General features: G+C 58.3%; 23 protein-coding genes. 6 read left to right on the plus strand and 17 right to left on the minus strand.

Annotated features, from left to right (window positions below):
* Positions 1-88 precede the first annotated feature (88 nt).
* The 3 genes from JAO77_RS04265 (at position 89) to dnaA (ending at position 3,566) form a co-directional block, all read left to right on the plus strand.
* The gene (locus tag JAO77_RS04265; RefSeq protein ID WP_198989054.1) at positions 89-841 is read left to right on the plus strand and encodes a 5'-nucleotidase C-terminal domain-containing protein; all 753 of its coding nucleotides are present in this window, start codon (positions 89-91) and stop codon (positions 839-841) included.
* Positions 842-922: 81 nt separating this feature from the next.
* Complete coding sequence (locus JAO77_RS04270) at positions 923-1,852, plus strand: bifunctional metallophosphatase/5'-nucleotidase (RefSeq protein ID WP_198989055.1); 930 nt, start codon at positions 923-925, stop codon at positions 1,850-1,852.
* Between the two features lie 154 nt (positions 1,853-2,006).
* On the plus strand, positions 2,007-3,566 hold the full coding sequence (gene dnaA / locus JAO77_RS04275) for a chromosomal replication initiator protein DnaA (RefSeq protein ID WP_198989056.1): 1,560 nt from the start codon (positions 2,007-2,009) through the stop codon (positions 3,564-3,566).
* A gap of 36 nt (positions 3,567-3,602) precedes the next feature.
* Here the strand turns inward: dnaA and JAO77_RS04280 are convergent, their stop codons facing one another.
* Positions 3,603-4,832 carry an HD domain-containing protein gene (locus JAO77_RS04280; protein WP_198989057.1) on the minus strand — a complete coding sequence of 410 codons (1,230 nt, stop codon included), beginning with the start codon at positions 4,830-4,832 and terminating at the stop codon, positions 3,603-3,605.
* A gap of 222 nt (positions 4,833-5,054) precedes the next feature.
* Here JAO77_RS04280 and porX point away from each other — a divergent pair, with 222 nt between their 5' ends.
* A complete protein-coding gene (gene porX / locus JAO77_RS04285) occupies positions 5,055-6,623 on the plus strand; it encodes a T9SS response regulator signal transducer PorX (protein ID WP_198989058.1) in 1,569 nt (522 codons plus the stop codon).
* Between the two features lie 92 nt (positions 6,624-6,715).
* Here porX and JAO77_RS04290 read toward each other — a convergent pair whose 3' ends face one another.
* From JAO77_RS04290 to panB, 12 genes are all read right to left on the minus strand, one after another.
* Positions 6,716-7,975: a pyridoxal phosphate-dependent aminotransferase gene (locus JAO77_RS04290; protein ID WP_198989059.1), complete on the minus strand. Its 1,260-nt coding sequence runs from the start codon at positions 7,973-7,975 to the stop codon at positions 6,716-6,718.
* A 103-nt stretch (positions 7,976-8,078) separates the two neighbouring features.
* Positions 8,079-9,041, minus strand: coding sequence for a pectinesterase family protein (locus tag JAO77_RS04295; protein ID WP_198989060.1), 963 nt, complete (start codon positions 9,039-9,041; stop codon positions 8,079-8,081).
* Positions 9,041-9,862 carry a rhamnogalacturonan acetylesterase gene (locus JAO77_RS04300; RefSeq protein WP_198989061.1) on the minus strand — a complete coding sequence of 274 codons (822 nt, stop codon included), beginning with the start codon at positions 9,860-9,862 and terminating at the stop codon, positions 9,041-9,043. Before JAO77_RS04300 ends, JAO77_RS04295 begins: the two co-directional genes overlap by 1 nt.
* A gap of 13 nt (positions 9,863-9,875) precedes the next feature.
* Entirely contained in the window at positions 9,876-10,661 is a 786-nt protein-coding gene (locus tag JAO77_RS04305; RefSeq protein WP_198989062.1) for a rhamnogalacturonan acetylesterase, read from the minus strand.
* Between the two features lie 217 nt (positions 10,662-10,878).
* Positions 10,879-11,259, minus strand: a complete 381-nt coding sequence (rplS, locus tag JAO77_RS04310; protein ID WP_198989063.1) for a 50S ribosomal protein L19 — start codon at positions 11,257-11,259, stop codon at positions 10,879-10,881.
* Between the two features lie 212 nt (positions 11,260-11,471).
* Positions 11,472-12,149 carry a tRNA (guanosine(37)-N1)-methyltransferase TrmD gene (trmD, locus tag JAO77_RS04315; RefSeq protein ID WP_198989064.1) on the minus strand — a complete coding sequence of 226 codons (678 nt, stop codon included), beginning with the start codon at positions 12,147-12,149 and terminating at the stop codon, positions 11,472-11,474.
* A gap of 85 nt (positions 12,150-12,234) precedes the next feature.
* Positions 12,235-12,801 (minus strand): ribosome maturation factor RimM, encoded by a 567-nt coding sequence (rimM, locus tag JAO77_RS04320; protein WP_198989065.1) that lies wholly within the window; start codon positions 12,799-12,801, stop codon positions 12,235-12,237.
* 96 nt (positions 12,802-12,897) lie between these two features.
* Positions 12,898-13,449 carry a 30S ribosomal protein S16 gene (locus JAO77_RS04325; protein ID WP_198989066.1) on the minus strand — a complete coding sequence of 184 codons (552 nt, stop codon included), beginning with the start codon at positions 13,447-13,449 and terminating at the stop codon, positions 12,898-12,900.
* A gap of 141 nt (positions 13,450-13,590) precedes the next feature.
* Positions 13,591-14,364: an acyl-CoA desaturase gene (locus tag JAO77_RS04330; protein ID WP_198989067.1), complete on the minus strand. Its 774-nt coding sequence runs from the start codon at positions 14,362-14,364 to the stop codon at positions 13,591-13,593.
* 228 nt (positions 14,365-14,592) lie between these two features.
* Positions 14,593-15,339, minus strand: a complete 747-nt coding sequence (locus JAO77_RS04335) for an RluA family pseudouridine synthase (RefSeq protein ID WP_235998205.1) — start codon at positions 15,337-15,339, stop codon at positions 14,593-14,595.
* Between the two features lie 181 nt (positions 15,340-15,520).
* Entirely contained in the window at positions 15,521-17,002 is a 1,482-nt protein-coding gene (gene creD / locus JAO77_RS04340; RefSeq protein WP_198989068.1) for a cell envelope integrity protein CreD, read from the minus strand.
* A 109-nt stretch (positions 17,003-17,111) separates the two neighbouring features.
* On the minus strand, positions 17,112-17,927 hold the full coding sequence (gene panB / locus JAO77_RS04345; RefSeq protein ID WP_198989069.1) for a 3-methyl-2-oxobutanoate hydroxymethyltransferase: 816 nt from the start codon (positions 17,925-17,927) through the stop codon (positions 17,112-17,114).
* Between the two features lie 183 nt (positions 17,928-18,110).
* Here panB and JAO77_RS04350 point away from each other — a divergent pair, with 183 nt between their 5' ends.
* Both JAO77_RS04350 and JAO77_RS04355 read left to right on the plus strand, forming a co-directional pair.
* Complete coding sequence (locus JAO77_RS04350; protein ID WP_198989070.1) at positions 18,111-19,592, plus strand: TlpA family protein disulfide reductase; 1,482 nt, start codon at positions 18,111-18,113, stop codon at positions 19,590-19,592.
* A gap of 180 nt (positions 19,593-19,772) precedes the next feature.
* Positions 19,773-20,225, plus strand: coding sequence for a hypothetical protein (locus JAO77_RS04355; RefSeq protein ID WP_198989071.1), 453 nt, complete (start codon positions 19,773-19,775; stop codon positions 20,223-20,225).
* A 25-nt stretch (positions 20,226-20,250) separates the two neighbouring features.
* Here the strand turns inward: JAO77_RS04355 and JAO77_RS04360 are convergent, their stop codons facing one another.
* From JAO77_RS04360 to JAO77_RS04375, 4 genes are all read right to left on the minus strand, one after another.
* Positions 20,251-22,113 carry a lytic transglycosylase domain-containing protein gene (locus JAO77_RS04360; protein WP_198989072.1) on the minus strand — a complete coding sequence of 621 codons (1,863 nt, stop codon included), beginning with the start codon at positions 22,111-22,113 and terminating at the stop codon, positions 20,251-20,253.
* Positions 22,114-22,344: 231 nt separating this feature from the next.
* Complete coding sequence (locus tag JAO77_RS04365; RefSeq protein ID WP_198989073.1) at positions 22,345-25,260, minus strand: outer membrane beta-barrel protein; 2,916 nt, start codon at positions 25,258-25,260, stop codon at positions 22,345-22,347.
* A 58-nt stretch (positions 25,261-25,318) separates the two neighbouring features.
* On the minus strand, positions 25,319-25,963 hold the full coding sequence (locus tag JAO77_RS04370; protein ID WP_198989074.1) for an O-methyltransferase: 645 nt from the start codon (positions 25,961-25,963) through the stop codon (positions 25,319-25,321).
* A 148-nt stretch (positions 25,964-26,111) separates the two neighbouring features.
* A complete protein-coding gene (locus JAO77_RS04375; RefSeq protein ID WP_198989075.1) occupies positions 26,112-26,573 on the minus strand; it encodes a YDG/SRA domain-containing protein in 462 nt (153 codons plus the stop codon).
* Between the last annotated feature and the right edge of the window lies 1 nt (position 26,574).

Below are 26,574 nucleotides of genomic sequence, written 5' to 3' on the forward strand. Positions count from 1 at the left end.
GGGCTTGGTAAGGGACACGTCCGGAGAGAACGAAGGCACTAAAAGCCGTAATTTTGTGGTTTCGGCGATAGCCTGCTTTTAGCTACGTATGATGCGTCTACTTCGTCCCGCTGCGGCGGGTTTATTTACCCTGCTGCTGGCCACGGCCTGCCAGCGCGGCCCGCTCCAGGCTACGGCCCACCTACCGGCCACCTCTACCAGCCAGCCCGTGGGCCGCGACATCGCCCCCAATGCCGGGGCCGATGCCATCATCAAGCCCTACCACGACAAAGTGCTGGCCCAGATGCAGGAGGTGCTGGGCGTGGCCCCGGTGGCCCTTAGCAAAGAGCCCGGCGAAAACCTCATCGTCAACTTCGTGGCCGACTTGCAGCGCACCGCAGCTGCGCAGGCCCTGCACCAGCCTATCGCGCTGGGCGTGATGACCAACGGCGGTATGCGCTCGCCCCTGCCCGCCGGCCCCATCACCCTAGGTAATGTATTCGAGCTCATGCCGTTCGAGAATGAGCTGGTGGTAGTCGATGCCCCCGGCCCCGTGGTGCAGCAGCTTTTCAACTATGCCGCGCCCGTGCGCATGGCCGTGTCGGGCGCTACCTACACCGTCGGCTCCGACAAGCGCCCGCAGAATATTCTCATCGGTGGCCAGCCCTTCGACCCTGCCAAAACCTACCCCATCGCCATTTCCGATTACCTGGCGGGCGGTGGCGACAACATGACCTTCCTGCGTGGCGTACCCGAGCGCGACACCGGCCTGCTGCTGCGCTCGGCCATCGCCGACCACATCCGAGCGCTGACCAAAGCCGGCCAGCCGGTCACAGCTAAAATAGAAGGACGGGTTAAGTAAGTGAAAAATGATGCCGTTTGTCATTGCTTCGCTACGCTCGCAATGACAGTCGATATTACTAAGGTTTTCTAAATTATAACTATGCACTCCCGCCGTTCCTTTCTTCAAAAAACTGCCCTAGGTACCGCCGGCCTCAGCTTGCTCGGCCCAAGCCTCATTACCGAGGCTGCCGCTGGCCCGGCCCGGCTCACCATCTTGCACACCAACGACATGCACTCGCGCATCGAGCCCTTCCCCGAGAGTGCGCCGCAGTGGGCCGGCCTCGGGGGCATGGCCCGGCGCGAGGCGCTCATCGACAGTGTGCGGCGGCAAGAACCCAACGTGCTGTTGCTCGACTCGGGCGATATCTGGCAGGGTACGCCTTATTTCAACTTTTTTCAGGGCGAGCTGGAGTACAAGTTGATGTCGCGGATGAAGTACGACGCCAGTACCTTCGGCAACCACGACTTCGACAACGGCCTTGGTGGCCTGCAAAAGCAGTTGCCCAATGCAGGCTTCCCGTTTCTCATTGCCAACTACGACTTCGGCGGCACCCCGCTAGCTGGTCGTTTTCAGCCTTATAAGGTGTTTGAGAAGGGCGGCGCGCGCATCGGTGTGTTTGGCCTGGGCATCGAGCTACAAGGCTTAGTGGCCGACAAAAACTTCGGGGCCACGCAGTATCTCGACCCCGTAACGGTGGCCAAAGCCCAGGTGCAGCAGCTGCGCCAAAACGAGCGTTGCGACATGGTTATCTGCCTATCGCACCTAGGGTATAAGTACGAAGGCGAAAAAATTGATGACCGTAAGCTGGCTGCCCAGGTAGGTGGCATCGACCTGATTTTGGGTGGCCACACGCACACCTTTATGCCTGCTCCCGAGCCCATTACGGGTCCGCAGGGCCACATTACACTCATCAACCAGGTGGGTTGGTCGGGCATCAACCTCGGGCGCATCGACTACGAGCTGCGGCGCGGGGCACGGCCCGTGCGCGCCGTGGGGTCGCTGGTGCTGCCTGTGGGCGCTACCTGCTAAAAACGCGACATAGGCAAGCTTTTGGCGGCTTTTTTGTCTGCGCGTTTATGCGCAAATTTGTACCCCCCAAGCCCGAGCGGTTGCGTATCAGGCAGGGTTCGTTCGCTTTTTTTCGCCGCTAAGGGCTGGTTTTTTTGCCCCGTTTTCCGCTTCCATGTCGCAGGATTTTCGCATTGTTTGGGCTAATTGCCTGCGCGTTATCCGCACCGAAGTGGGGGAGCAGAGCTTCCGTACCTGGTTCGAGCCCATCGCGCCCGTCGAGCTGCAAGGCAAGGTGCTCACCATCCAGGTGCCGAGCGTGTATTTCTACGAATTTCTCGAAGAGCACTACGTAGAAGAGCTAAAGCGCGCAATTTTTCAGGAATTAGGCCCCGAAGGCCGCCTCGAATACAGCGTAGTAGTGGACCAGGGCAACGCCCAGGCCCCGCCCCGCGCCATGCACCTGCCCCCGGCTCGCAAAGCCGCCCCCGGCACGCCCGCCGCCGAAAACCGCGCCCCTACCAACGGCCGCTCCTACAACTCCAACGGCTCCTCGTCTCAAAACAACGGCTTCGGCCGCAACGCCGGCGCCCCGCCCGCCCGCCACCTCGTGCCTGGCGCTACGCCCGCCACTGCTGCCCAAGCGCAAGCCGCCAGCACCCTGCGTAATCCCTTTGATGCGGCCAAAACGATGGACCGCAACATCGTGCCGTCGCAGCTCAACACGACGTATACCTTCGAGAACTACGTAGAAGGCGACTGCAACCGCCTCGCGCGCTCGGCCGGCCTCGCCGTGGCCAACAAGCCCGGTACCACCGCCTTCAACCCCCTCATGGTGTACGGCGGCGTGGGCCTCGGCAAAACGCACCTCGTGCAAGCCATCGGCAACCACATCAAGGCCACGAATACCGAGAAATTTGTGCTCTACGTCTCGGCCGAGAAGTTTACTAATCAATTTATCGAAAGCCTGCAACGCAACGCTGTGCAGGACTTCGCCAACTTCTACCTGCTCGTCGATGTGCTCATCCTCGACGACGTGCAGTTTCTGGCCAACAAGGGCAAGACTCAGGAGATGTTCTTCCACATCTTCAACCACTTGCACCAGGGTGGCCGGCAGATTGTGATGACCAGCGACCGCCCCCCGCGAGAGCTCAGTGGCCTCGAAGACCGCCTGCTCTCGCGCTTCAAGTGGGGCCTTACCGCCGACGTGCAAAGCCCCGACTTTGAAACGCGCATCGCCATCATCCAGAACAAGGCCCAGCAGGACGGCATGGAAATCGCCCCGCAGGTGGTCGAGTACCTGGCTCACTCGGTGCCTACCAACGTGCGCGAGCTCGAAGGCGTGCTGACTACCCTGCTAGCGCAGAGTGTGCTCACGCGCCGCGATATCGACCTAGACATGGCCAAGGGTGCCCTGCGCCACATCATCGAGGAGGTCGAGGCCGAGGTCAATGTGGACTTCATTCAGAAGACGGTGGCCGACTACTTCAGCATTCCGGTGGCATTGTTGAAAGAGAAAACCCGCAAGAAAGAAGTAGTTACGGCTCGGCAAGTGGCCATGTATTTCACTAAGGAGCACACTACGCACTCGCTCAAAACCATCGGCTATCATTTCGGCGGTCGCGACCACGCCACAGTCATACACTCGGTGCAAACAGTGTCTGACTTGATAGATTCCGATAAGAAATTCAAGGAACAGATAAGCGAACTGCGCAAGAAGTTCGTGCAGAAGTAAAAAGAGGCCCGATTTGCAAATCGGGCCTCTTCTTATTTACAGAATCTCCTTCGGATAGCAGATGTAGTGCTTCTGCACCTTCTGGCTCAACGCCCGAATATTCGGTAAATCCGACGCCTCGGTCACGTTCACAACCTTGCCGAGCTTGGTCAGGATATCAATAGTTTCTTGGCTGTTGGGGTCGTAGGCGGTGTTGCTAAGCTTGCCGGTTATCATCAGTTGCCGGGCATCATCCAGCGGCAATTGGAAGGTTTCAGCAATCAGCTCCACGATACCGAGCTGAAAATCCTCGTCATAGGGCTCGGGGCGAATGACAATTTTGAACAACTGCCGATTGAGCAGGCTTTGAGCTAAGAAGCTGAGTACTTTGTCCTCGTGATTCACCCAAGACTTGATAGCGCCCCAAATATCAATATCATCGAGCTGCACGAAACGGTTCAGAATATCCGAATCCGCTTGAAACTCGGCGAGCGTGACGGCGCGACCTAGGAAGTAAGTAAGGCAGCTGCTACCAGGCACGGGCACCCCAGCGCGGGCCAGGTCGCGGGCGCGCTGCATCACGCGAATTACCATCTGCTCGGCGCTCGTAACAGCCTTATGCAGATATACTTGCCAGTACATTAGGCGGCGACTTACTAAGAAGTTTTCGACCGAATACACGGCTTTTTCTTCCAGTACCAGGCGTTCGTTCACCACTTGCAGCATCTTGATGAGGCGGTCGGCCCCCGGCCGGCCCTCTTCCACGCCCGTGTAGAAGGAGTCGCGGTTGAGATAGTCGAGCCGGTCCATGTCTAGCTGCGAGCTAACTAATTGATGGAAAAACTCGCGCCCGTAGCTGCCCTGAAACATCTCCATTGCCAGCGTGAGCCGGCCAGGAAACACCTCGTTGAGCCGCTCCATTAAATAAAGTGATAACTGCTCGTGCGGCACGTCTTGGAAAATCGACGTTTCCAGCGCGTGCGATAGCGGGCCGTGCCCAATGTCGTGCAGCAGAATGGCGACTTGGGCCGCCTCACCCTCGGCCGCCGAGATTTTTACGCCCTTGTCCTTGAGTGTGCGCAGGGCCAATTGCATGAGGTGCATGGCACCTAGGGCGTGGTGAAAGCGCGTGTGCAACGCGCCGGGGTACACAAAGTTAGTGAGCCCTAGCTGCTGAATGCGCCGCAAGCGCTGGAAGTACGGGTGCTCAATTAAATCAAACAACAGCTCCGTGGGCACGGTTACAAAGCCGTACACGGGGTCATTAAATATCTTCTTCTTGTTCATGTTAGTAGCGCCAAGCTTCAGCTTGGCGGAGGCGTTGGCCGATGAGTGCTGCCCGTTGGCCGACTAAGAGGCTCTTCTAAGAACCTAAACGTGCGTTTTCCGGTAAAGCTACGGCGAGCTTAGCATCCGGGATACTACCGGCGCGGTTCTGGCCGTTAGCTTCGCTACCACTACCAAATTACCATTTCCCACGCGCGACGCCCCTGCGGCGCGTTTCCGCTTATGCAACGATACTCCATTCTCTGGGCCGACGACGAAATTGACCTGCTCAAGCCGCACATCCTGTTTCTCAAGGAGAAAGGCTACGACGTAACCCCCGTCAATTCCGGGGCCGACGCGCTCGAAGAAGTGCAGGAAAACTCCTACGACCTAGTTTTTCTGGATGAAAACATGCCCGGCCTCACCGGCCTCGAGACGCTGACCGAAATCAAGGTGGTACGCCCCACGGTGCCCGTCGTGATGATTACGAAGAGCGAGGAAGAGCATATAATGGAAGGCGCCATCGGGGCCAAGATTGCCGATTACCTCATCAAGCCAGTTAATCCGAACCAGATTTTACTGTCGGTAAAGAAAGTGCTGGACAACAAGCGCTTAGTAACTGAAGCTACCAATTCGGGCTACCAGCGCGATTTCCGCCAGTTGGGCATGCAACTCTCTGACCGCCTCTCGCCCTCTGAGTGGGTTGATGTATATAAGAAGCTTGTGTACTGGGAGTTGGAAATCAACGAGACCGAGGGTAAGAGCATGGCTGAGGTGTTCAACATGCAGAAGGATGAGGCGAATACTTATTTCGGCCGCTTTATCATCGAGAACTACGAGGATTGGGTAAACGGCCGCGATAAGGACGCACCCATGATGTCTCATCAGCTATTCAAGGAGAAGGTCTTTCCGCTGATGAAGCAGACCGCCGACACGCCGGTGTACTTCGTGCTCATCGACAACCTGCGCTACGACCAGTGGAAAATCCTGGAGCCGATTATTGCTGAGCTGTTTACGGTAGACTCGGAAGAGTTGTATTACAGCATCTTGCCAACTACCACGGCCTACGCTCGCAATGCCATTTTCGCGGGCATGATGCCGGGTGATATCCAGAAAAAATACCCCAACCTATGGGTGTGGGACGAGGACGAGGAAGGTAAAAACCTGCACGAGGCCGAGTTTATGGAAATCAACTTCCAGCGCAACAACCAGAAGGCCAAGCACAGCTACCACAAGGTAACCAACTTGCAGGCTGGCAAGGACTTGCTTGGTAAGATGAGCAACCTGCACAATAACTACAAGCTCAACGTCATCGTCTACAACTTCGTGGACATGCTCTCGCACGCCCGCACCGACATGGCGATGATACGCGAGCTGGCTGCCGACGAAAGCGCCTACCGCAGCATCACGCGCTCGTGGTTTTTGCACTCGCCGCTGTATGAGATGCTCCAGACCATTGCCGAGAAAAAGGGCAAACTGGTCATCACTACCGACCACGGCACCATCCGCGTGAAGCGCCCGTATAAGATTGTGGGCGACCGCAATACGAACACTAACCTGCGCTATAAGCACGGCAAAAACCTAGGCTTTGACGAAAGCCGCGACGTATACGTGGTGCGCAAGCCGGAAAGCATTTTCCTGCCCCGCGAAAACGTGAGTACCGCCTACGTCTTTACGCTTGGCGACTATTTCTTCGCCTACCCCAACAACTACAACTACTACGTGAACTACTATAAGGACACGTTCCAGCACGGTGGTATTTCACTGGAGGAGTGCATCATTCCATACATTACGCTGACGCCTAAGGGGTAAGCGTGGTAGCCACAAAAAATCTCCCTAGGTGGGGGCAGCTTACGCAAGCTGCCCCCACCTAGGGAGATTTTTTGTGGCTATAATACTTAACTCTAGCTCAACTTATCGAGCGCCGCTTTCAGGCGTGGCAGCGCGGCCTGAATCGAGTCAAGCGACTCGGCACCTACCGATAGCCGGAACCAAGGCTCGGAAGCCGGCGCGCCAAAGGCACTGAACGGTACTATCGCCAGCTTGGCCTCCGTGAGTAGATAAGACGTGATTTCCTTCGTCGTGGCCAGCACTTCGCCGGTGGGCGTGGTGCGACCTAGGGCGTCGATTTTGGCGGTGAGGTAGATGGCGCCAGCCGGGGCGATGGCATCGACCAGGTAGCCTTGCGCTTGCAGGTCCTTCAGGCCGTGGTAGAAGGCATTGAGGCTAGCTTGCAGCCCGCGCTTGAGGCCGGCTAGGTACTCGTCCACGGCTTCGGTCTGAGGCAGGTAAGCCGCTGCTGCTACCTGCTCGGCTTTGGGTGCCCAGGCGCCGATGTGGCCCAGCAGGCCTTTCATCTTATCAATAATGAGCTTGGGACCAAACGAATAGCCGACCCGCACACCCGTAGCGGCAAAGCATTTGGAGATGCCATCGATATACACCACGTAGTCGCGCAGGGCGGGGCGTAGGCTCACGGGGTCAAAGTGCTGCGTGTCGCCGAAGGTCAACAGCCAGTAAATCTGGTCGTAGAGAATGTAGAGCGGCTTCTCGTCGGGGCCGCGGCGCTGGTTTTCGGCCAGCACCAGGTCGCAGATTTCCTCCAGCACCTCTTTGGTGAAAACCGTGCCGGTGGGATTGAGGGGCGAGCACAGCGCCAGTAGCGTAGCCCCAGCCAAGTGGGGGGCCAGCTCGGCAGCGGTGGGCATAAAGGCGTGCTCGGGCTGCGTAGCCACGGCTACTTGCTCGGCACCCGATAGGTGGCAATAGTGGTTATTGTTCCAGGACGGTATCGGGTACACTACGCGGTCGCCGGGGTCTACGAGAGCCAGATAGGCGGCGTAGATGAGCGGGCGCGAGCCACCAGCTACCAGCAGCTCATCGGCAGGCGAATAGGTGAGACCTAAGCGAGCTTGCAAAAAATCGGCGGCTGCCTGGCGCAGGTCAGCAATGCCGGGAGCGGGTGGGTAATTGGTCTGGCCGGCCTGGTAGGCGGCCGTCACGCCATCACGAAGTCCTTCGGGAATAGGAAAAAGCTCGGTATCAAAATCGCCAATCGTGAGGTTGCAAATAGTTGCGCCCTGGCGAATCTGCTCGCTCACGGCATTGCCGATTCTAATAATTTCGGAGCCGCTCATTTGGTCGACTAGCCGGGAAATACGCATGTGGATGGGGGTAGGGGAGGTAAGAAGGAGTAACCCCGCAAAGATACCAGTAGTTGCAGCGGGGTGCCAGCCGCTTGGCGTAACTATAGCTCGGACGCCATACCTAGCGGCCCGGCTGCCAGGCTGGCGCGCCCCCAAAAACACGCTTGAGGGTGTACTGCTTAGCTTCTTTGGCACTAAGCTGGTGCGACCACAGCACGCGCCCCGCTGGGTTGGCGCCGGGTCCGGCAGAGCGATATTCGGCGTAGCTGGCCGTCTTTTCGTTTTCCGGGTTGCGCCAGTTTTCCCAGCCCGCGGGCACAATGTGGGGGCCTAAGTTGCAGCGCAGGTAAGCGACGCGGGCGTAGGGCCGCCACGGGCGACCTAGGTAGACCTTCCGCGCCGAAGTGGTGTCGGCCGTTAGCCGGCAATCCAGAAACACAAATCCGTAAGGCTGACCCTCGGGCGTGGAGGCTGCGGTTACGAACGAGTTCTTCTTGCTCTTGATAAGGCAATGGTCAAAAACTCCGGTGCTGGCGCCGAAGATGAAATCGGTCGTTCCCTCAATGTAGCAGTTTTGAAAATACTGGCGAGTGCCCCCGGTTGCTAAAAACAGCACGTCTTGGTTGCCCACCAAGCGGCAGCTCCGAAAAATAGCCCGGTCGCCCTCTACGTGCAGCGCCACTGCCTGTCCCGCCGTGTAGCCGGCCGCATTCTCAATGGTCACATTTTCGGCTGTGAAGTCGTTGGCCTGCACCAGCACCGAGTAGGAAGTAGGCGTGGTGATGCCGCCCGCACCCACATGGTCGCTGTAGGTAATAACGGTGGTAGCTGCATCAGCGCCGCGCAGTACGAGGTGCGTTTTTAACGGTGGCACCACTACCTTTTCATGGTAAGTACCCTTTTTAAGCCGAATAATAACGGGTATGGCCGATTGAGCCGGTACGGCATCGATGGCGGCTTGCACCGTGCGAAACTGCCCGCTGCCATCGGCCGCTACCACAAGCGGACCAGCCGGTGGCGCAACCTGGGCTCGTGCTATCAGCGCGGTGAGCCCTAGGGCAGTCCCTAGTAACAATACTTTCATTAGGGAGTGGTGGGTTGGGCAGCTGAGCCCGTGGGGGCAGCAACTTTGTTCTTGGGTAATGGGTGGGCGAGGTGCTGCTCGGCTAAGGCCAGGTGCTGTGCTCGCAAATCATTGACTACCAGCTGCGCCATTTTGCGGGCGCCCAGCTCGTTGAAGTGCGTGTTGTCGGCCCGCCCTAGGGGATAATTGGGGTGGTCGCCGGGGGCCAGGTGCAGGAAGAGCAGCTTAGATGTTTCGTCGCCTAGCTGCTGCATGAGCTCGCGGCTGAGCTTGTCCATGTCAACTACCAGTACCCGATAGTCTTTGGCCACTGCTAGGGTCGCCGCCGAGTAGGCGACGTGCGTTTCCTTGATGTGGCCGTCTTTATCAAAATACCGGCGCGTAACCGGTGTGAGCAAAATCGGCGTCGCCTGCCGACTGCGCGTTTCAGTTACAAACTTGATGAGGTTCTTGCGGTAGTCTTCGGGCGAAGTGTAGCGGTCGGGGTGAGCGGTCGACTCGTCATTGTGCCCAAACTGAATGAACACGAAATCACCGGGCTGCAAAGCCTGCACAATGGGCTGCCAGCGGTTTTCGGCCAGGAAGGTGCGTGTGCTCCGGCCGTTTTGGGCGCGGTTGTCTACTACCACCGTCGTGTCAAAAAAAGTACATAGGGGCATACCCCAGCCCGTTTCCGGAAATGTCGCCTTAACCTTATTGGCCATTGTAGAGTCGCCAATAAGGAAAAGCGTGGTCTTGTGCGGGGGCGGAACTGCCGGGGCAAAAGCCAACAAGCCTAATAAAGCGGCTGGTGCAGCCTTCGCAAACAGGGAAAAACGCATAAGCAGAAAGGAGTTAGCGGGCCTGTGAGTCTACAGTTTTCTTGACAGTGCCCTGCGCCACGCGGTCGGCCAGGCCCAGCTTTAGGGTGCGGATGTCGGCCAGCACAAGCTCGGCTATGCGGCGCGCGCCGAGCTCACTGAAGTGCGTGTTGTCTTCGCGGCCGTCGGGGTAATTGGGATGCTCGCTGGGCGCTAGGTGGTTGAAGAGGAGCTTGGAGGTCTCCGGCCCAAATTGTTGCAGTAGCGCCTGGCTAGTACGGTCGAGGTCGATGAGCGGCGTGTTGGTTTCGCGAGCTACCGTTCGCACAAGTTCGGCGTAGGCGGCGTGAGTCTCCTCAATCTTGCCAGCCGCATCGAACTTGCGGCGCGCCACCGGCGTGAGTAGTACTGGCTGGCCGTGGTGGCTGCGCGTTTCGCTCACAAAGCGTTTGAGGTTGGCCGTGAAATCAGCTTCTGGCGTGTAGCTGCCCTTAGTAGGCACTTCGTCGTTGTGCCCAAATTGGATGAACACATAATCGCCCTCGTGCAACTCTGCCACCACAGGTTGCCAGCGATTTTCGGCAATAAAGGTTTTGGTGCTGCGGCCGTTCTGGGCCCGGTTGTCTATCGTCACCGTTTCGTTGAAAAACGCAGCAAATGGCATTCCCCAGCCTGTTTCGGGATAAGCCCGCACCTGCTTGATGGACATGGTAGAATCTCCAATCAGGTACACTTTGATGGGGCTGGGCGCAGCGGGCACAAACGCCGAAAGCGTTGATAAAACCAGCCCTAGCAAGGCTGGCAGCAGACGAGCGCGCATAAAAAGGGGTGGGAAAGAGTAAGGAAAGTGAGCGCCTGAGTAGCACAGCTACACTCGGCAGCTACCGCAAACCTACTGGGTACCTAGGCTGCTCCCTACATTTTTCTGCGCAATCGTTGCCGGCAACGTTGCCAATGAAATGCTCTGTGCTAGCCACAAAAAAACCGGCCCTCCCCAAGGGGAAGGCCGGTAAAATCTATGGTGCAAAGAGCAGCGCTTATGCAGCTACTTCTTTCACTACTTCGCGGCGACGCTCTTTGATACGAGCAGCTTTGCCCGAGAGGCCACGCAGGTAGAACAGACGAGCACGACGAACTTGGCCGCGGCGAATCAGTTCAATCTTGTCGATGTTGGGCGACAGCAGCGGGAAGATACGCTCGGTGCCGATTTGGTTAGAAATCTTGCGAACCGTGAAGGTCTCACCGTTGGTGCTGGGGTTACGACGTTGAATAACAACGCCCTGGAACTGCTGAATGCGCTCCTTGTTGCCCTCGCGGATTTTTACGTGCACGTTGATGGTGTCACCGGCAGCAAACTTGGGAAAGCTGGCGCGGCGCTCCTGGCCTTCGGCATTGATAAAGTCGAGTAGTACGCTCATGGCGAAAAAAAGAATTACAAAAGAGGGCAGCGCCGCTGCCCGTCTAGGTTGGTATTTTGCGAAACGGAGCGCAAAGATAGAAAATCAAGCGCAGAAAAGCAAACAGGTTGAAAGGTAATGAGGTGATTAAGTGCAGAAGAAACACCAAAGTAAGGTGAGAAGTAGCTGCGGCGCCTGCTTAGCTGCTCACCTAGGTGCTTGCCTGCTCGTACTTACTCCTTCAATAAATCAGGCCGTTTGGCCCGGGTACGCGCCAGTGCTTGCTCGTGGCGCCATTCCTCAATCTTAGGCGTATTGCCCGAAAGAAGAATCTCTGGCACCGCTAGCCCGCGCCATTCGGCCGGGCGGGTGTACACGGGCGGCGCCAGGAGGTCGTCCTGAAAAGAATCAGACAGCGCCGATTCTTCGTTGCCCAGCACGCCGGGCAGCAGCCGTACGATTGCATCGACCAGGATGGCAGCGGCCAACTCACCGCCACTCAGCACGAAGTCGCCCACGCTGATTTCGTGCGTAACGTACTGGTCACGAATGCGCTGGTCTACGCCCTTGTAGTGGCCGCAGAGCATGATGATGTTACCTAGGAGCGACAGCCGGTTAGCTAGCGGCTGGCGCAGCGTCTCGCCATCGGGCGTGAGGTAAACGATGGCATCGTACGGGCGCTGGGCTTGCAGCTCGTCAATCCAAGCCGCGATGGGCTCCACGCGTAGCACCATACCAGCGCCACCACCAAACAAATAGTCATCTATCTGCCCGTGCTTGTTAACGGCGTGGTCGCGCAGCTGGTGCAGGTGAATCTCGGCAAGGCCCTTATCCTGGGCCCGCTTCACGATAGAGTGGGCAAAAGGGCTTTCGAGCAGCTCGGGCTGGCAGGTAAGGATATCTACACGCATCGGTCTGAACCGCGGATTAATCGAATGAACGGGTTGGTCGGATTCGGTAGAAGACCGACTGCTTGCGCTAGGTAAGTGCTGATGCCTAGTCGGCGTTGGGGTTTTTGTGGGCGTTGGGGTTCATGTAGATATCCAGCAACCCCTCAGGCATGTTGACAAACAGCTGTTTGGCTTCCATGTCGGCGTGGCTCACTAGCTCGTCTACTACCGGCAGGAGTACTTCCTGGCCCTTGTAGCGCATAGCTAATACGTCTTGTTGCGGTAGTTCGTAGAAGTTTTCTACTACACCTAGAGGCCCTTCTTTCTCGTCAATAACTTGAAAGCCAATGACGTCATGAAAATAGAACTGCGCCTCGCCTAGCTCGGGTAGCTCGCTTAGGGGCAGCCACAGCTTGGAGCCACGCAGAGGCTCAGCCTCTTCAATACGCTCAATGCCACGCAGCTTGAGCAGCACGCGCTGGCCGTTTTGCGGGTTCACGCGCTCTACGGCGTAGGCCGTGAGCTTGCTGGGTGCGGTAGGAAGGGCCAGGTATACGGTCTTGAGTTTGTCGTAGGTAGACGCATCGTCTACGTCCAACTGAGTGACCATCTGGCCTTTCAGGCCGTGCGGCTTCACGATGAAGCCTAGCTCAAAGCACTCGTCGAGGGTCATGGCTTGCTTGATAAGGGGGAAGGGGAAAGCTCAAAAAAGAACGTCATGCTGAGACAAGCTCGGCATGACGTTCTTTTTGCGTTAAGCGCTCAAAAACTAAGCAGCGGCTTCAGCCGAAGTTTCGGCAGTCTCCGTCGAGCCTTCAGTAGCTTCGCCTTCGGCGGCAGCCGGAGCAGCAGCGGCTAGGGCAGCGGCTTGCTTCTCAGCCAGGGCAGCGGCGCGAGCCTCTTTTACTTTGGTTTCGGCGGCCAGAGCAGTAGCGCGGGCCGTAGCCTTAGTGTCAACGAGGCCAGTCTTCTTGGCTTCGATTTTAGCGTCTTTCTCGCTCAGCCACTGCTGGAAGCGCTGGTCGGCCACTTCTTGGGTCAGCGCACCTTTGGTAACGCCAAGCTGGAGGTGACGACGCAGCAATACACCGCGGTAAGCAAGCATAGCGCGTACCGTTTCGGTAGGCTGTGCACCGTTCATCACCCAGTAGAAGGCGCGGTCGCCGTCGTAGTTGATGGTAGCGGGGTTGGTGTTGGGGTTGTAGGTACCGAGCTTCTCGATGAAGCGGCCATCGCGGGGAGCGCGGGCGTCGGCTACTACGATGTCGTAAGTCGCGGCCTTTTTACGGCCACGGCGGGCGAGGCGGATTTTAACTGCCATAAACCTTGGTGGTTATGCGACGCAACTCGTGCGTCTGGGTGAAATTTATTTCCCGGTTTGGGGCCGCAAAGGTACGGAGAACCAAGCCAATAAAAAAGGCCGAAGCGAAACTTCGGCCTTTTGCTGATGGAGATTGGATACCTAGGCGGCTTTGGCCATCTTGCTAACGCGCTGCTTGGGCTGCACGTTCTTACGCTTAATCTTGATAATGCGGGCTTTATCTAGGGTCCAGATAGCCATGTAAGTCGGGTCAAACTCCCACCATTTCACGCCGAAGTTGACGCGCATGGGTAGTTTGTGGTGGTTGTTCTGAAACAGCTCACCAAAGGCCAGGAAGTCCATGGCCAGCGTGTTCTTCGAGTGGTCGTGGTTGTCGAAGTTTTGGTAGCCGTACTTGTGGCCGCCCCAGTTCACGATAGCGCCGTGAATCGGGCCCATCAAGAAGTGAATCGGCAGTAGCAGATATTGCCACCACGCCGTAGCGAAGTTGATGTAAAACAGTACATAAGCTGTGCCCCAGCCAAGGCGCGAATACCACTTGTCGCCAAAGTTTTCTATTGCTTGCCACACAGGGTAGTCACCCTCAAAGCGCTCTGCCAACTCATATTTGTTATGAAGCACGTCGTTGTAGATGTTTTTGGTCTTCCACATCATGTCAAACGCGTTGTTTGAAAACAGCGGCGAGTGCGGGTCCAGCTCCGTGTCGGAGTAGGCATGGTGCATGCGGTGCAGCAGCGCATAGGCCCGCGGCGACAAGAAGGAGCTGCCCTGGCAGATATACGTGAATAGGAAGAAAAACTTCTCCCAGAACTTGTTCATCGTAAACATTTTATGCGCCGCATAGCGGTGCAGGTAAAACGTCTGCGTGAACAGCGACAGGTAGTAGTGGGCAACGAAAAAAACCAGGATGGCCATTCAGTAAAATTGTAAACGTGGGAGGAGCGTCGCCCGCAGAAGCCATTCGCGGCAGGCTTAGTTCATCAGTAATACAAAATTACAGCCTGAGTTTGGCCGGTATTCTGCGCTGCATCACAATGCCATAATGTTACACGGCAACCTGTAGTGAGCGTAAACGGCAAGTGGGCGCAAGGCTCTCCGCATAGCTATGCGGAGAGCCTTGCGCCCACTTGCCGTTTATACTAGTTAGACCTTATAAAACTCCCGCGCGGCATCCCAGTGCGGCGCATCGGGCAGCGGGGCCACAAATTTGAGCGCTTCCTTCGTGACAGGGTGTTGAATTTCGAGCTGCCGGGCGTGTAGCGCAATGCTGACATCGGGTAGCGGGTTGAGGAAGCCATACTTCACGTCGCCCACGATGGGAGTACCTAGGCCGGTCGAGAGCTGCACCCGAATTTGGTGCGGCCGGCCCGTTACTGGGTTGACTTGCAGCAAATAGCGATTGGCAGCAGGACCTAGGAGCTCGTAGCTTAGCTCCGAGCGCTGGCCTTGGGTATGGCGCTCCGGGTAAGCCTTGGTCACGTTACGAATGGTATCCTTTACCAGCCAATGCACCAGCATGCCTTGCTCGGGCACCGGCAACTTGCCCGTGAGCGCCCAGTAGGTTTTCTTGACTTGGTTGTCACGAAACATCTCGTTGAGGCGACTCAGGGCTTTGCTGGTTTTGGCCAGAATGACGATGCCTGATACCGGTCGGTCGATGCGGTGGCATACCCCCACGAAGGCGGCGCCCGGCTTTTTGTACTTGAATTTCAAGTACTCAGCGGCTTTGTTAGAAAGGGGCTCGTCGCCGGTTTCGTCGCCTTGCACCAGGATGCCGGCGGGCTTATTAATGACGAGCAAATGATTGTCTTCAAACAGAATTTCCTTCTGTTCGGACCAGAGATTGGGGCGGTTCACGTCGGGATACGGCGGGCTAAGCGGAGGCAGCAAGGGTAACGCCGGGCCCCAAGAGCCACAGGCACGTTAGCAGGCCGCACTCAAAACTAGTCAGCTAGTGGGGGCCCCTGCCGCTGCGAGCAAAGGTAAGCGAGCCGACCGAATGAACCCACCTAGGTGCCTAGGTTTTGCCCGGCCCGGCACTAGCACCGGGCCGGTAGCCGCGTGCCCCTGGCTACTCCGCAGCCGGCACCGGGTCTTCGGCGGGGCTGTACCAGTTGATGTTACGCGACAAGAACATGACTACTGCCAGCACCGTCACTAGCCCGATGCTGCCCACTAGCAGGGCATAATCCTGCAGTTGCAGCACCACAAATACGAAGCCGTATACCAGCGCCAGCACCCCAGCCGTGGCCGCAGTGGGCTGCCGCTGCCGAAAGCTGGCCGCCGCGTAGGCCGTTACTAGCCCCACGATGGTGAGCGCCGACACGCCATAAGCAGCATTGAATGGCAGGTGCTCGGATAAGGCCAGCAGCAGCACGTAGAAGATGACCAGCGCAAGCCCCACCAGCAGGTATTGGAAAGGGTGAATGCGCCGCCGATTTAAAATCTCGACAAAGAAGAACACCAAAAACGTAAGTGCCAGCGGCAGCAGTGCATATTTGGCTGCGCGCATGGTTTTCTGATACTCGTTTACCGGCACTAGCAGGCGCACGCCAAAGGTCGAGGCGTCCACATCGGGGCGGGCTTCGCTAGTGCGCCAGTGCTGCGGGTAGTTGCGGTTGAGGTGAAATACCCGCCAGTCGGCGGTGAACTGCTGCCCGCCTACCGTGCGCTGCACGGGCAAGAAAGCCCCGATAAAGCTGGGGTCGGCCCAGGGCGCACTGAGGTGCAAGGTAGTTTGGCGGCCCAGCGGGGCTTGCAGCAGGCCGGTGCTGCCATTTAGGTCGAGTTCGAACGTGAAGGTATGGCGCTGGGTAAGTACTTTTTCGTTGGGTACTGGCACGAGGGCATTGAGGCCATTGGCCGCTGCGCCAGGCATAGTGCCTTCTTCACTCGCTTCAAATTTGGAATAGCGTGTACGCTCTTGCACCACGGTGCTCACCTGCGTGCTCACTGTGGGCGCCGAGCCGCGGGGTAGCACGTCGCTGTTGGGTAGGCCGGGCTCGAAGGTGCGCGGTTGCTCATCCCAGCGCAGGCGCAGGCCGCTACGGATGCCTTTGAGGTCGGACAAGCCGAGCGCTACAAAGGCCTCTGACCACCGCACAGCCCCCGGTGCCACCCCTAGGTCGGCCAGCGGCGGGGCCTGAAACACGCCCTGCACCCGCATCTTGGCCCGGTACACCACGGCTTCGTAGATGCCCCGGTGCCGCCGCTCAGGCTCTAGGGTGCCGGTGCTGCTGAGCGTGTCGGGCAGCAGGCAGAGGTAGCGCGTTACCTCGGTGGGGCGCTTATCGTCGGTACCTAAGGTTTCGACGGCTGTGTAGGGCAGCACCAGCACCGGGCCCAGTAGCAACTGTGCTCCGCCCCACTGCGCGCTTATTTCCTCAGTGGCCGCGTCGCGGTTGCCCGCCCGCTCGGTAATGAGGCTCTCAACCATGCTGCTCGGAATGAGCAAGAGTAGCAGTAGAATGCCGATGCTAAATAGCTTCAGCGTGACCGAGTTGCGAGCCCAATCACTGGCGCGCGTGAGCAGGGTAGGAGGTTGGGGCTGCATGAAGTTATAAGGTTGAAAAGAACTTTGTTTTTCAAAGCAAAGAAATAAAAGAAAAGCTGAATTATCAATTCAGCTTTTCTTTTATTTTGATAGCGCTATACTATTTACACTAATAGCCCTCCTCCTGAGTCGGAAAGTCGCGGCTTTTTACATCGGCCACGTAATGCCGCACGGCATCGGTCATGATATCGTGCAGCTCGGCGTAGCGCCGCAGGAAGCGGGGCTTAAACTCTTTAGTGATGCCGAGCACGTCGTGCACCACCAGCACCTGGCCATCCACATCGGGACCCGCCCCGATACCAATAACCGGGATGGTGAGCTCGGCCGCCACGCGCTTGGCCAGGGCAGCTGGAATTTTCTCTAGCACCAAGCTAAAGCAGCCGATTTCCTGAAGTAAGTGCGCGTCTTCGATAAGCTTTTGGGCCTCAGCTTCTTCTTTAGCACGCACGCTGTAGGTGCCAAACTTGTAGATGCTCTGCGGAGTGAGCCCTAGGTGGCCCATAACCGGAATGCCGGCCGTAAGGATGCGCGTGATGCTTTCCTTAATCTCGGCGCCGCCTTCGAGCTTGAGGCCATGGGCGCCACTTTCCTTCATAATGCGAATGGCCGAGCGCAATGCCTCCGACGAGTTGCCTTGGTACGAACCAAACGGGAGGTCTACTACTACGAAAGCCCGTTTCACGCCGCGCACCACGCTCTGGGCGTGGTAAATCATCTGGTCGAGCGTGATGGGTAAGGTAGTTTCGTGGCCCGCCATTACGTTAGAAGCTGAGTCGCCTACCAGCAGCACGTCGACACCTGCGCCATCGAGTATCTGGGCCATAGAATAATCGTAGGCTGTCAGCATCGAAATTTTTTCGCCGCGCTGCTTCATAGCAAGCATTTGGTGAGTGGTAACTAGCTTAATTTCTTTGTGCTGCGACATGGAGGGGAATCTCCTAGGAGAAATACGAGTTGATTAAGAAGCGCAAAGCTGGCAACAATTTTTGGAATAAAGGCCAGAGCAGGGTCGGAATAACAGAAAGGCGCGGGATAGCCCAACCGCGGTGCAGTCCAGACGTATGAGGTTAAAATACTATTCTAGCTACAATTGGGTATATTTGACCGTATGAATTACCAAAAACATGTGTTGGTGGGTGCTTTCTTGCTGGCGGCTCGCTTGGTGCAGGCACAGGCCGGCGTCGAGCTTAGCGGGCATGTCGATAACGACATTGGCAGCACCATCAGCATTAGCTGGACGGCACAGCCCTTCGATGCCCGCGAGCAGGTAGTACGGGCGCACACCAATGCCCAAGGCAATTTTAAGGTGCGCGTGCCCATTACGAGCCCGACACTAGTGCAGCTCACCTACGAAGGCGAGGAAGCCCCCATGTTCCTTGAGCCAGGTCAGGCGCTGGCTATCAATTTTAACGCCGACAATGTAGCTGCCTCGCGCCGCTTTACACCCGCCTCGGGCAACCCCGACAAGAAAGCGGCTAACGCTAACAACTATCTGCGCGAGATAGAAAGCAAATACAGCGACAACGAAGCTTACCAGGTCTTGCCCGACAATATCAACCTGTTGGAAAAGGCCTTCTTAGCGTTCCTAGACTATCGCCGCAGCCACGAGCTGTCTTTGTTTAAGCAGGCCAATCGGCGGGGAGCACTGACACCCGCTTTTGAGGCCTATGCGCAAGACGAAATAAACTACGCCTACGCCAACGACCGGCTGACCTACGTAGACTTGCGCGAGCAAACGGCGGGTGACCAGCAGCGCCTCACGGTATCACCTTCGTACTACGACTTTCTGCGCGACCATGCGGTAGTGCCCGGCAATGAGAAGGTTGTCAGCAGCCAGCACTACCAGGAGTTCTTGCTGAACTACGTGCACTACCAGACCCGGAACTCCGGGCACCAGCCTACTGACCCCGACTACTACCCAGCCTGCTACCAAGTGGCGGGCCAAGTGCTGCAAGGGCCCATGCGCCCCATTGTGCTAGGAAGGATACTGCTCGAAACGTTTCGCTTTGGGCACATTGCCCACGCTAAAGCCTTGCTTGCCGACTACGAGGCCACGGCCCAAGCGCCCCGCCGCTGGGTAGAGCAACTGCGCGCTGCCCAGGTAGCCAACGCCGCGCTGGCCATTGGCACCCGTGCTCCGGCGCTGCCCCTGTGCACAGCCGCCGGCGACTCGCTCCGCCTGGCCGACTTCGAGGGCAAGCTGGTGTATTTAATGTTCTGGGATACCCGCTTTCCGGCCAGCCAGCACGAGCTGCCTTATTTTAAGCAAGTAACTGAAGCTCTTAAGGGGCAGCCGGTAGTGATACTGGCCGTAGCGCTCGATGAGCAATTTGACACCTGGCAAAAAACGGTGGAGCAGCCTACGGCTCCTTTGCCGGGACTGCATGCTTACGTGCCGCCCAATCGCCAAGCTGCTATTAAGCAAGCCTACGGCCTCAATAAACTGCCCTCGGCCGTGTTGCTGGCAGAGGACGGTACCATTCTCGACCCGCATCCTAAGCGCCTCAGCAGCCGGGCTTTGCAAGATGACTTGAAGGCTGCCGTGGGGCGTGGCGCAGCTTATCGCGCCGTGTCGCTGAGTCAGCTATAGTCATTTTTATTATTAAATAATTTATATTAGCGGGCCCGTATCAGGTATACTGATGCGGGCCTTTGCCGTATAGAAGGCCTTTACTGGCGCCGAAAAAGGGAGGGAAAGAAAATACGGGATTTGATTTCTGCGTTCAGCCTGGCACATATCTACTTAGCTTCCGCACTACTTTTCTTTCCCGTGCCCAAGTATACCAATGACAACCTCACTATTATCGTAGAGCCTAGCTCGGGCATTCTGCGAGCTGCCTGGGCCCGGCCTCTGCTGACGGCAAACCTGATAGACTCGTACTATCATCTGCTGCAGGAGGCAGAAGCCCAGGGGCGCTGCCGGTTTTGGCACCTCGATTTGCGCCTGCGTATTTGGCCTGCCGCCACTTTTATGAGTTGGCTCAGCGAAACGTATGCACCCCTAGCTACGCAGCGCCTAGGTGGGCCCGTGTACGCGGCGTGCTGGGTAACGACCCAGCACCAGCCGCACGTAGCCGATGCCGTGACTACCGCTATGCTGGCACGGGTTAATGCCACCGGATTTTACCCGGTCTTCTTTGATAATGAGCCGGCTGCTCGCGCCTGGTTACTGGAGCAGCAAGCGCACGATGCGGCTGCCCCTCAAGCCCCAAACCCAACCTAGGAAGCCACACAATAGGCAGGCCTGCCTAGTGTGTGGGCACCCGAATAACTTCGCCGAGGCGGAGCGTGGGCTCGGCCTTGCCATTGCTGGCTTGGAGCTCAGCTACCGTGCAGCCATAGCGCCGCGAGATACTGAAGAAGGTATCGCCCTGGGCCACCGTGTGCGTAGTGGTGCGGGCCACCAAGTACTGTGGCTGGGCAGGTGCGCTGAGGCGGATAACCTGCCCTACCTGAAGTGCCGCAGTTGGGGGCATGTTATTCCAAGCGGCTAGCTCGGCGGGACGCACCCCTAGGCGGCGAGCCAGCGCATATAGGGTTTCGCGCGGGGCCACGGTGTAGGTGCCGCCTGCGGGTGCGCTGCTCGCCAGAGGCGCGGGGGCAGCTGCTGGCGCTGCCGCGGGCCGCTGCCGCACCGCTACGGGCACTACCACGGGGCGGCTGGTAGGCATGGCCACGGACACTTGGGTAGTGCGGGCAGTAGGCAAGTCTAAGACGGGTGCGCCCGGTACCTCAGTAGGCAACTCGTTGATGGTCGCTAGCTCTTCTTCATCAGCTGCTTCGTCTGCTGCTGGGGCGGGCGGGGGAGGGGGCGTGGGTGCCCGCTGGGCCACTACGGGGCGGCTACCGGGTATGGCGCGGTACTCGGCCGCAACGTTGCGGGGGCGCACATGGCTGAGCCACAATACCAGGCCCGGCTGCGGAGCCTCGCCAGGGTGTAGGTGGTTGTAGGCCATCAGGGCGTGGCGCAACACCCCGAAGTGCTGAGCAATGGCTGTGAGGCTTTGGCCAGGGCGCACAATGTGGTATTCCTGCTCGGCAGACTCGCGCTTGCGCTCAAAAAAGTAAGGAGCTCCCGGAATCAGCAGCTCATTGCGGCTCAGCTCGTTTACTTTCATAAAAAAGCCTGTGCTGGCCCCGCCGCGCGCCGCTAGCGAAGCGGGCGTATCGCCGGGCTGCGCAATCAGCGCCCGCAAGCCGTTGATGTTCAAGTAAGAGCTAGCCACTGGTGCGGCAGCTACCGCAGGAGCGGCTGGCCGGCGTGGTACGGGGCTGCCTGCCAGCGGAGCCGCACCGGCCAGGGGCACGAGCAACGTATAGGTGCGGCCATTCTGGGGCACCTTTGAGGTCAGTAGCCAAGGGTTGAGGCGAGCCACGGCGGTGGGGTCAACCGAAAAAGAGGCCGCCTGTTGGGCCAGCGTCAGGCCGGGGGTAGCGGGCACCTCGCGCCAGGGCACAAAGGCTACGGTGTGCTGCGCACACGCGGGCTCAAACACCACTTTCTGCGCCAGGAAATCTAGAATGTAGATGCTGCTACTGGCCGTGATGGTCATCTGCGCCGCGTTGGCGTCGGAGGGGCGGGTATAGGGTTGCACGCCACCTAGGCCCAGGTTGTAGCTCAGCAGCGTATTGACCCAGTTATGCAGTGTGGCGTTGCTGCGCGTGAGGTAGCGGGCGGCGGCGCGGGTGCTGGCCGTGAGGTGGCGGCGCTCGTCTACGCTGCGGTCTATGGTCAGGCCATAGTCGAGGGCCGTTTCGCGCTTAAACTGCCAGTAACCCACGGCGCCGTGGTTGCTTTCGGCATTGCCCTGCAGGGCACTCTCCTGCAAAGCCAGATACCGAAAATCGGCCGGTACGCCTTCCTCGGCCAGCACCTGGTCGATGAGCGGAAAGGCCGATTCGGCCAGGGCAATGCGGGCTTCCAGCGAGGCCTGGTGGCGGCAGAGGCTGTTGACCTTGGCTTGCACGAGCTGGCGGGCTTCGTAGTCGAGGGTCAGGTGCAAGCCCATCGCGTCGATGGCCGTCGGTACAGTAGGTGGAGTCGTGCTAGGGAAAGCGACCGCCGAGCGGCTCGCTAGCCCCAGCAGCAGTGCCGGAAGCAGTTTCTTCATAAGAGTAAGCCAGCCAGTGTTTCCCCTCGCAGGAACCGGCAAGTTACAGCAAAAGCCACGGAATTGAGAAGACGTAGAAATAGCTGGTAGGGAGTAGAGGCCGGTACGAAAAGAGAGTGCCCGGCTATACGCAAAAAAGGAAGCGCGGTAGCACTTCCTTTTTGGGGTGTGGTATGTGGTTGTCTCCTTGGTGCTTACCTAGGATGCCACCCGCTAGCCGCCCTAGGTAGCCTAGCCGCGAGGAGGGCCGCCAAAGCCGCCCCCGCCGCCGGGGCGCCCCCCACCGGGCGGGCCATCGAAGCCACCGCGGCCGCGGCGCTCGCCGCGCTCGTCGGGGGCGGTGGGCAGCGTCGTCATATTGGCCGAGCGGATGTTATAGGTGAACATAACCATCAGGTAGCGTTGCAGTACCGTGGTTTGCACGTCTTCGTAGTACGCCTCCGTCACGTTGCGCTGAATGGCGCGGTTCTGCTTCAGAATATCAAAGGCGTAGAGCTTGATTTCGCCGCGCTGACCCGGGAAAAGCTTCTTGCCCAGCGAAGCATTCCAGAGCAGGTAATTTTGGTTGTAGCTCGTGCTCAGGCCAGTGTATACTTGGTGGGCTACATCGGTCTGGAAGGAGATGCCCGGCCCCACTATCCAGCTCAGGCGCAGGCGCGATACCTGGCTGAAGTAATTAGTATTCAACTGCTGGCTGAGCGTGTTGCGCACATAGTTCTGCGCTGAGGTCGAAGACAACGTAAAGTCAAGCCGCTCGCTGATGTTGCTGCTGAGCACCACGCCGGCCGTGAGCGAGGGCGTGCGGGCGTAATTGAGACCTTGGTTCACGAGGCCAGGGTTTTGCGAAAAGCTGACGCCCCCGCTTAGGTTAAGGTTACTCTTGATGGCGGGCAGCGGCCGGCCGTAGTTGAGGTTGGTGCGCACCGAATACTGCTGCTGCAGGTTGGTCGACTGCGTGAGCTGGGCGCCGGCCGGCAGGGCTACGCGCTGGTCGGTGCCGGTGGGCGTCACTACGGTATCGCGGGCCGCTACTAGGGTGCGGTTCGAGATGGGGTTTTGGGTGTAGGAGCCCGAAAGCAGCACAAAGAAATTACTCGACTTCTCGGCTTTGCTCACCGAGTAGCGCCCCACTAGCGAGTGGCTGTATTCCTGGCGCAGCGCCGGGTTGCCGATGGTAAGCTGCAGAGGGTTAGAGTTATTAACGACGGCCTGCAATTGGTTGATGCCCGGCGCGTTGGTGTTGGTGCGGTAAAAAACGCGCAGGTTATGCTCGCGGTCGGGCCGCCACATCAGCATGGCCTGGGGCAGCACGTTCCAGAAGGTATAATTGACTGGCCCAGGCGTCGGAAATGTCTGGTCGCCGCGGAGCTGGGCTACCTGGGCTGTGGCACCTACCGAGGCTTGTAGCTTACGCACGTTGTAGCGGTAGCTCAGGCCGCCGCCCTGGTTGAGGTAGTAATTATTAAACACGTTGCTCAGGGCCGTGTCGAGGCGCGAGTATTGCTGGTCGCCAGCGTCGAAGTTGTAAGTGCGCTTATCCGAGTTGTTGGGGGCGTAGTTGAGCGAGTAATTAGCCTGCAATTGGGCATGCTGCCCGATGGGCTGGGTATAAGCTAGGTTGCCGCCAATGTTACCGCTGTTCTGGGTCAGCAGCGACTGTTGGTTGAGGTTGGTGCTGGTAGTGCCCGCCGCGCTCCGGGTAGTTAGTATAGAGGTGCCGGTGCGGTCATTGTATGCCCCATTGATATTGAGCGAGATAGTGCGCCCCGGCCGGCCGCGCAGGCGGCGGCGCAACAGCAGGTCACCGCCGGGGTTGATGCCCCGGTTATTTGACAAGTAGCGGCTGTCAATCTCGCTTTGGGTGAGGCCGCCGCTGGCCGTAATACCATTCGAGAGGCGGTTGGCATCGTTTTGCTGCCACGATATGCGGGGGCGAAACAATACAGAAGTGGCCGAGTCAATCTTATGGTCGATGCGGAAGTTTGCCCGGTGGTTGTAGTTGATGCTGCCCGATTGGGAAACCGCACTGTAGCTTGTATTCTCGCGGCCCGGCAGCACGTACTGACGTAGGTTGCTGCTGTTGAGCTGGTTATTGGAGCGGTTGAAGAAGTAGCTACCCGAAAACTCAGTGGCTTTGTTCCACACGTTCGAGTAGTTGAGGCCCGCCGCGTGGGTGGTGTTAATGCCACCGTTTTGATTCACCAGGAAGTTGCCCGAGGCATTGTTACCGCCCCCGCCGCCGCGCCCGCCCTGGGCCGAGTTACCAATAACCCCTAGGAGGTCGTCGGAGCTGAAATTTTGCTCATTCACGTTGTTGCTTTGGGCCAACACCGTAGTGCGCCGGTCGCCGTGAAAGTCGTTGAGATTCAGGCTGGCACGGTAGCGCGACGGGCCATTGTCACCTAGGGCCCCTGGCCCGAAACCTCCCACGGCCCGCCCAAACTGCCCGTTGCGGAAGGCCGGCTTGGTGATGATATTGAGTGTTTTCTGGGTATTGCCGTCGTTGAAGCCCGAGAAGCGGCTTTGCTCACTCATCTGGTCAAAAATCTCAACCTTGTCGATGGCCTCGGCGGGCAGGTTTTTGAGGACGGCGTCGGGGTCGGTGCCAAAAAACGGCTTGCCATCGACCAATATCTGCTGCACGGCCTCGCCCTGGGCCTGAGTCTTGCCCTGGGCATCGGTCTGAATACCCGGCATCTTAGTAATGAGGTCGCCAGCCGTAGCGTCGGGGTTAGTTTTGAAGGCCTTAGCGTTGATACTGGTCGTGTCGCCACGCTGTACTTGCACGGCCTGGCCAGATACCTCCACCGTTTTGAGCACTGTGCCGCCAGTTTGCAGCGCTAGGTCACCTAGGGCAATGGGCTGCCCGCCGGCGGGCACGGTCAGGGCTTGGCGCTGGTCGCGGTAGCCTACAAATGACACCGTGAGCAGGTATCGCCCTACTGCCACATTATCAATCTGAAACGAGCCGTTGCCCCCCACCGCCGTGCCGGTTTTTACCGAGTCGGGCAGGTGCGTCAGCACCACGTTGGCCCCAATGAGCGGGCTCTGGTCTTTAGCATCCAAGACTTTGCCGCGCACCGCACTTTGGGCCTGCGCCGAAAAGGCCAGCAGCCAGGCCACACCCACCAAGAGTAAAAATCGCATAGGGTTCAGGGAATTACGAATGCTAACGACGCAGCCGCGGGCAAAAGGTTGGACTGACTTATTGGCGGCGCAGCAGCAGCAGGCCGTCGCGCACGGGCAGCAGCAGGGGCACCACGCGCGGGTCATGCTGCACGAGGTCGTTGAAGGCGCGTACCGCTCGCGTATCGTGGTCATTGGCTTTTAAGGGGTAATCGGGCAGCGCCTTACCGCCCCACAGTACATTATCGACGATGAGCAGCCCGCCCGGCCTCACCTGGTCCACGACCAGCTCAAAGTACCGTCCATTGTTAATCTTGTCGGCGTCAATAAAGACTAAGTCCCATACTTCACCGACCAACCCGGCCAAAACATCGCGCGCATCGCCGATATATAGCGTTATAGCCTCCGAAAGCCCCGCCGCCGCTACGTAGCGCCGAATGCGGCTCTCGCGCTCGGGGTTGATTTCGATGGTGTGCACGTGCCCACCCTGGGCCAGCCCCTCGGCCAAGCACAGCGTAGCATAGCCCGTGAAAGTACCGATTTCCAGTACTCGCTGCGGCTGCATCAGGTGCGAGAGCATGCTCAGCAGCCGGCCCTGCCAGTGGCCGGTGGCCATGCGCGGCATTAGTAACTGCAAGTGGGTTTCGCGCCAAAGCTGATAGAGCAGCGGCGGCTCGGGCTCGGAGTGCTGGTCGGTGTAGGCTTGGATTTGGTCGTCGGTCATTAAAAAAGAAAGTATACCGCGCAACCTAGAAGCCAAGCTGTCCTTGCGGGAGGATACAGCCAGCTCCTAGGTAGTGGTTATAAGATTGATTAGTCAGCTTTCTGAATGCAGAGGCTTTTCCCTACCATCTTGCCTAGACAGCACAGGTTTATGCTGCACGCTTTCGGAAAGGTTCGAGTCGGAAGCGATAGACTTTAAAGTCTGATTTGCCTAGCACGTATTCGTGCGCTACTACTCGCCACAGCCCCTCATAGCGGAATTGCCACAAAGCCGGTGCCACATCAACGCGCCTGAAAACGCGTACTGGCTGCCCTATTTCTTGGCTGCGAATTAAGCCCTGATTGCGGTAACTCAGGTCTTGGTCTGCTATCTGGTGCCCAGTTTTGGCGTCGCGCGCGCCGTGGCCTGCGTACCAGAAATAGTCTTCGTGAATCTCGTCGTCCTCGTATTGGTCGGCCAAGATGATACTCTCAGCACCTAGGGCCGCCGTGGCGCACACGCCCGCTCGGCGTGGCCGGTGCTGCCCCAGCAGCGAAAGCTCAAGCCGAGAATGAAATAAGTCGCCTGGCTGGGCTGACCCTACATGACCAAACACTGGAGCCCCTGTCATT

It is taken from the genome of Hymenobacter sp. BT559, from assembly GCF_016427535.1.
Taxonomy (GTDB): Bacteria; Bacteroidota; Bacteroidia; order Cytophagales; family Hymenobacteraceae; genus Hymenobacter.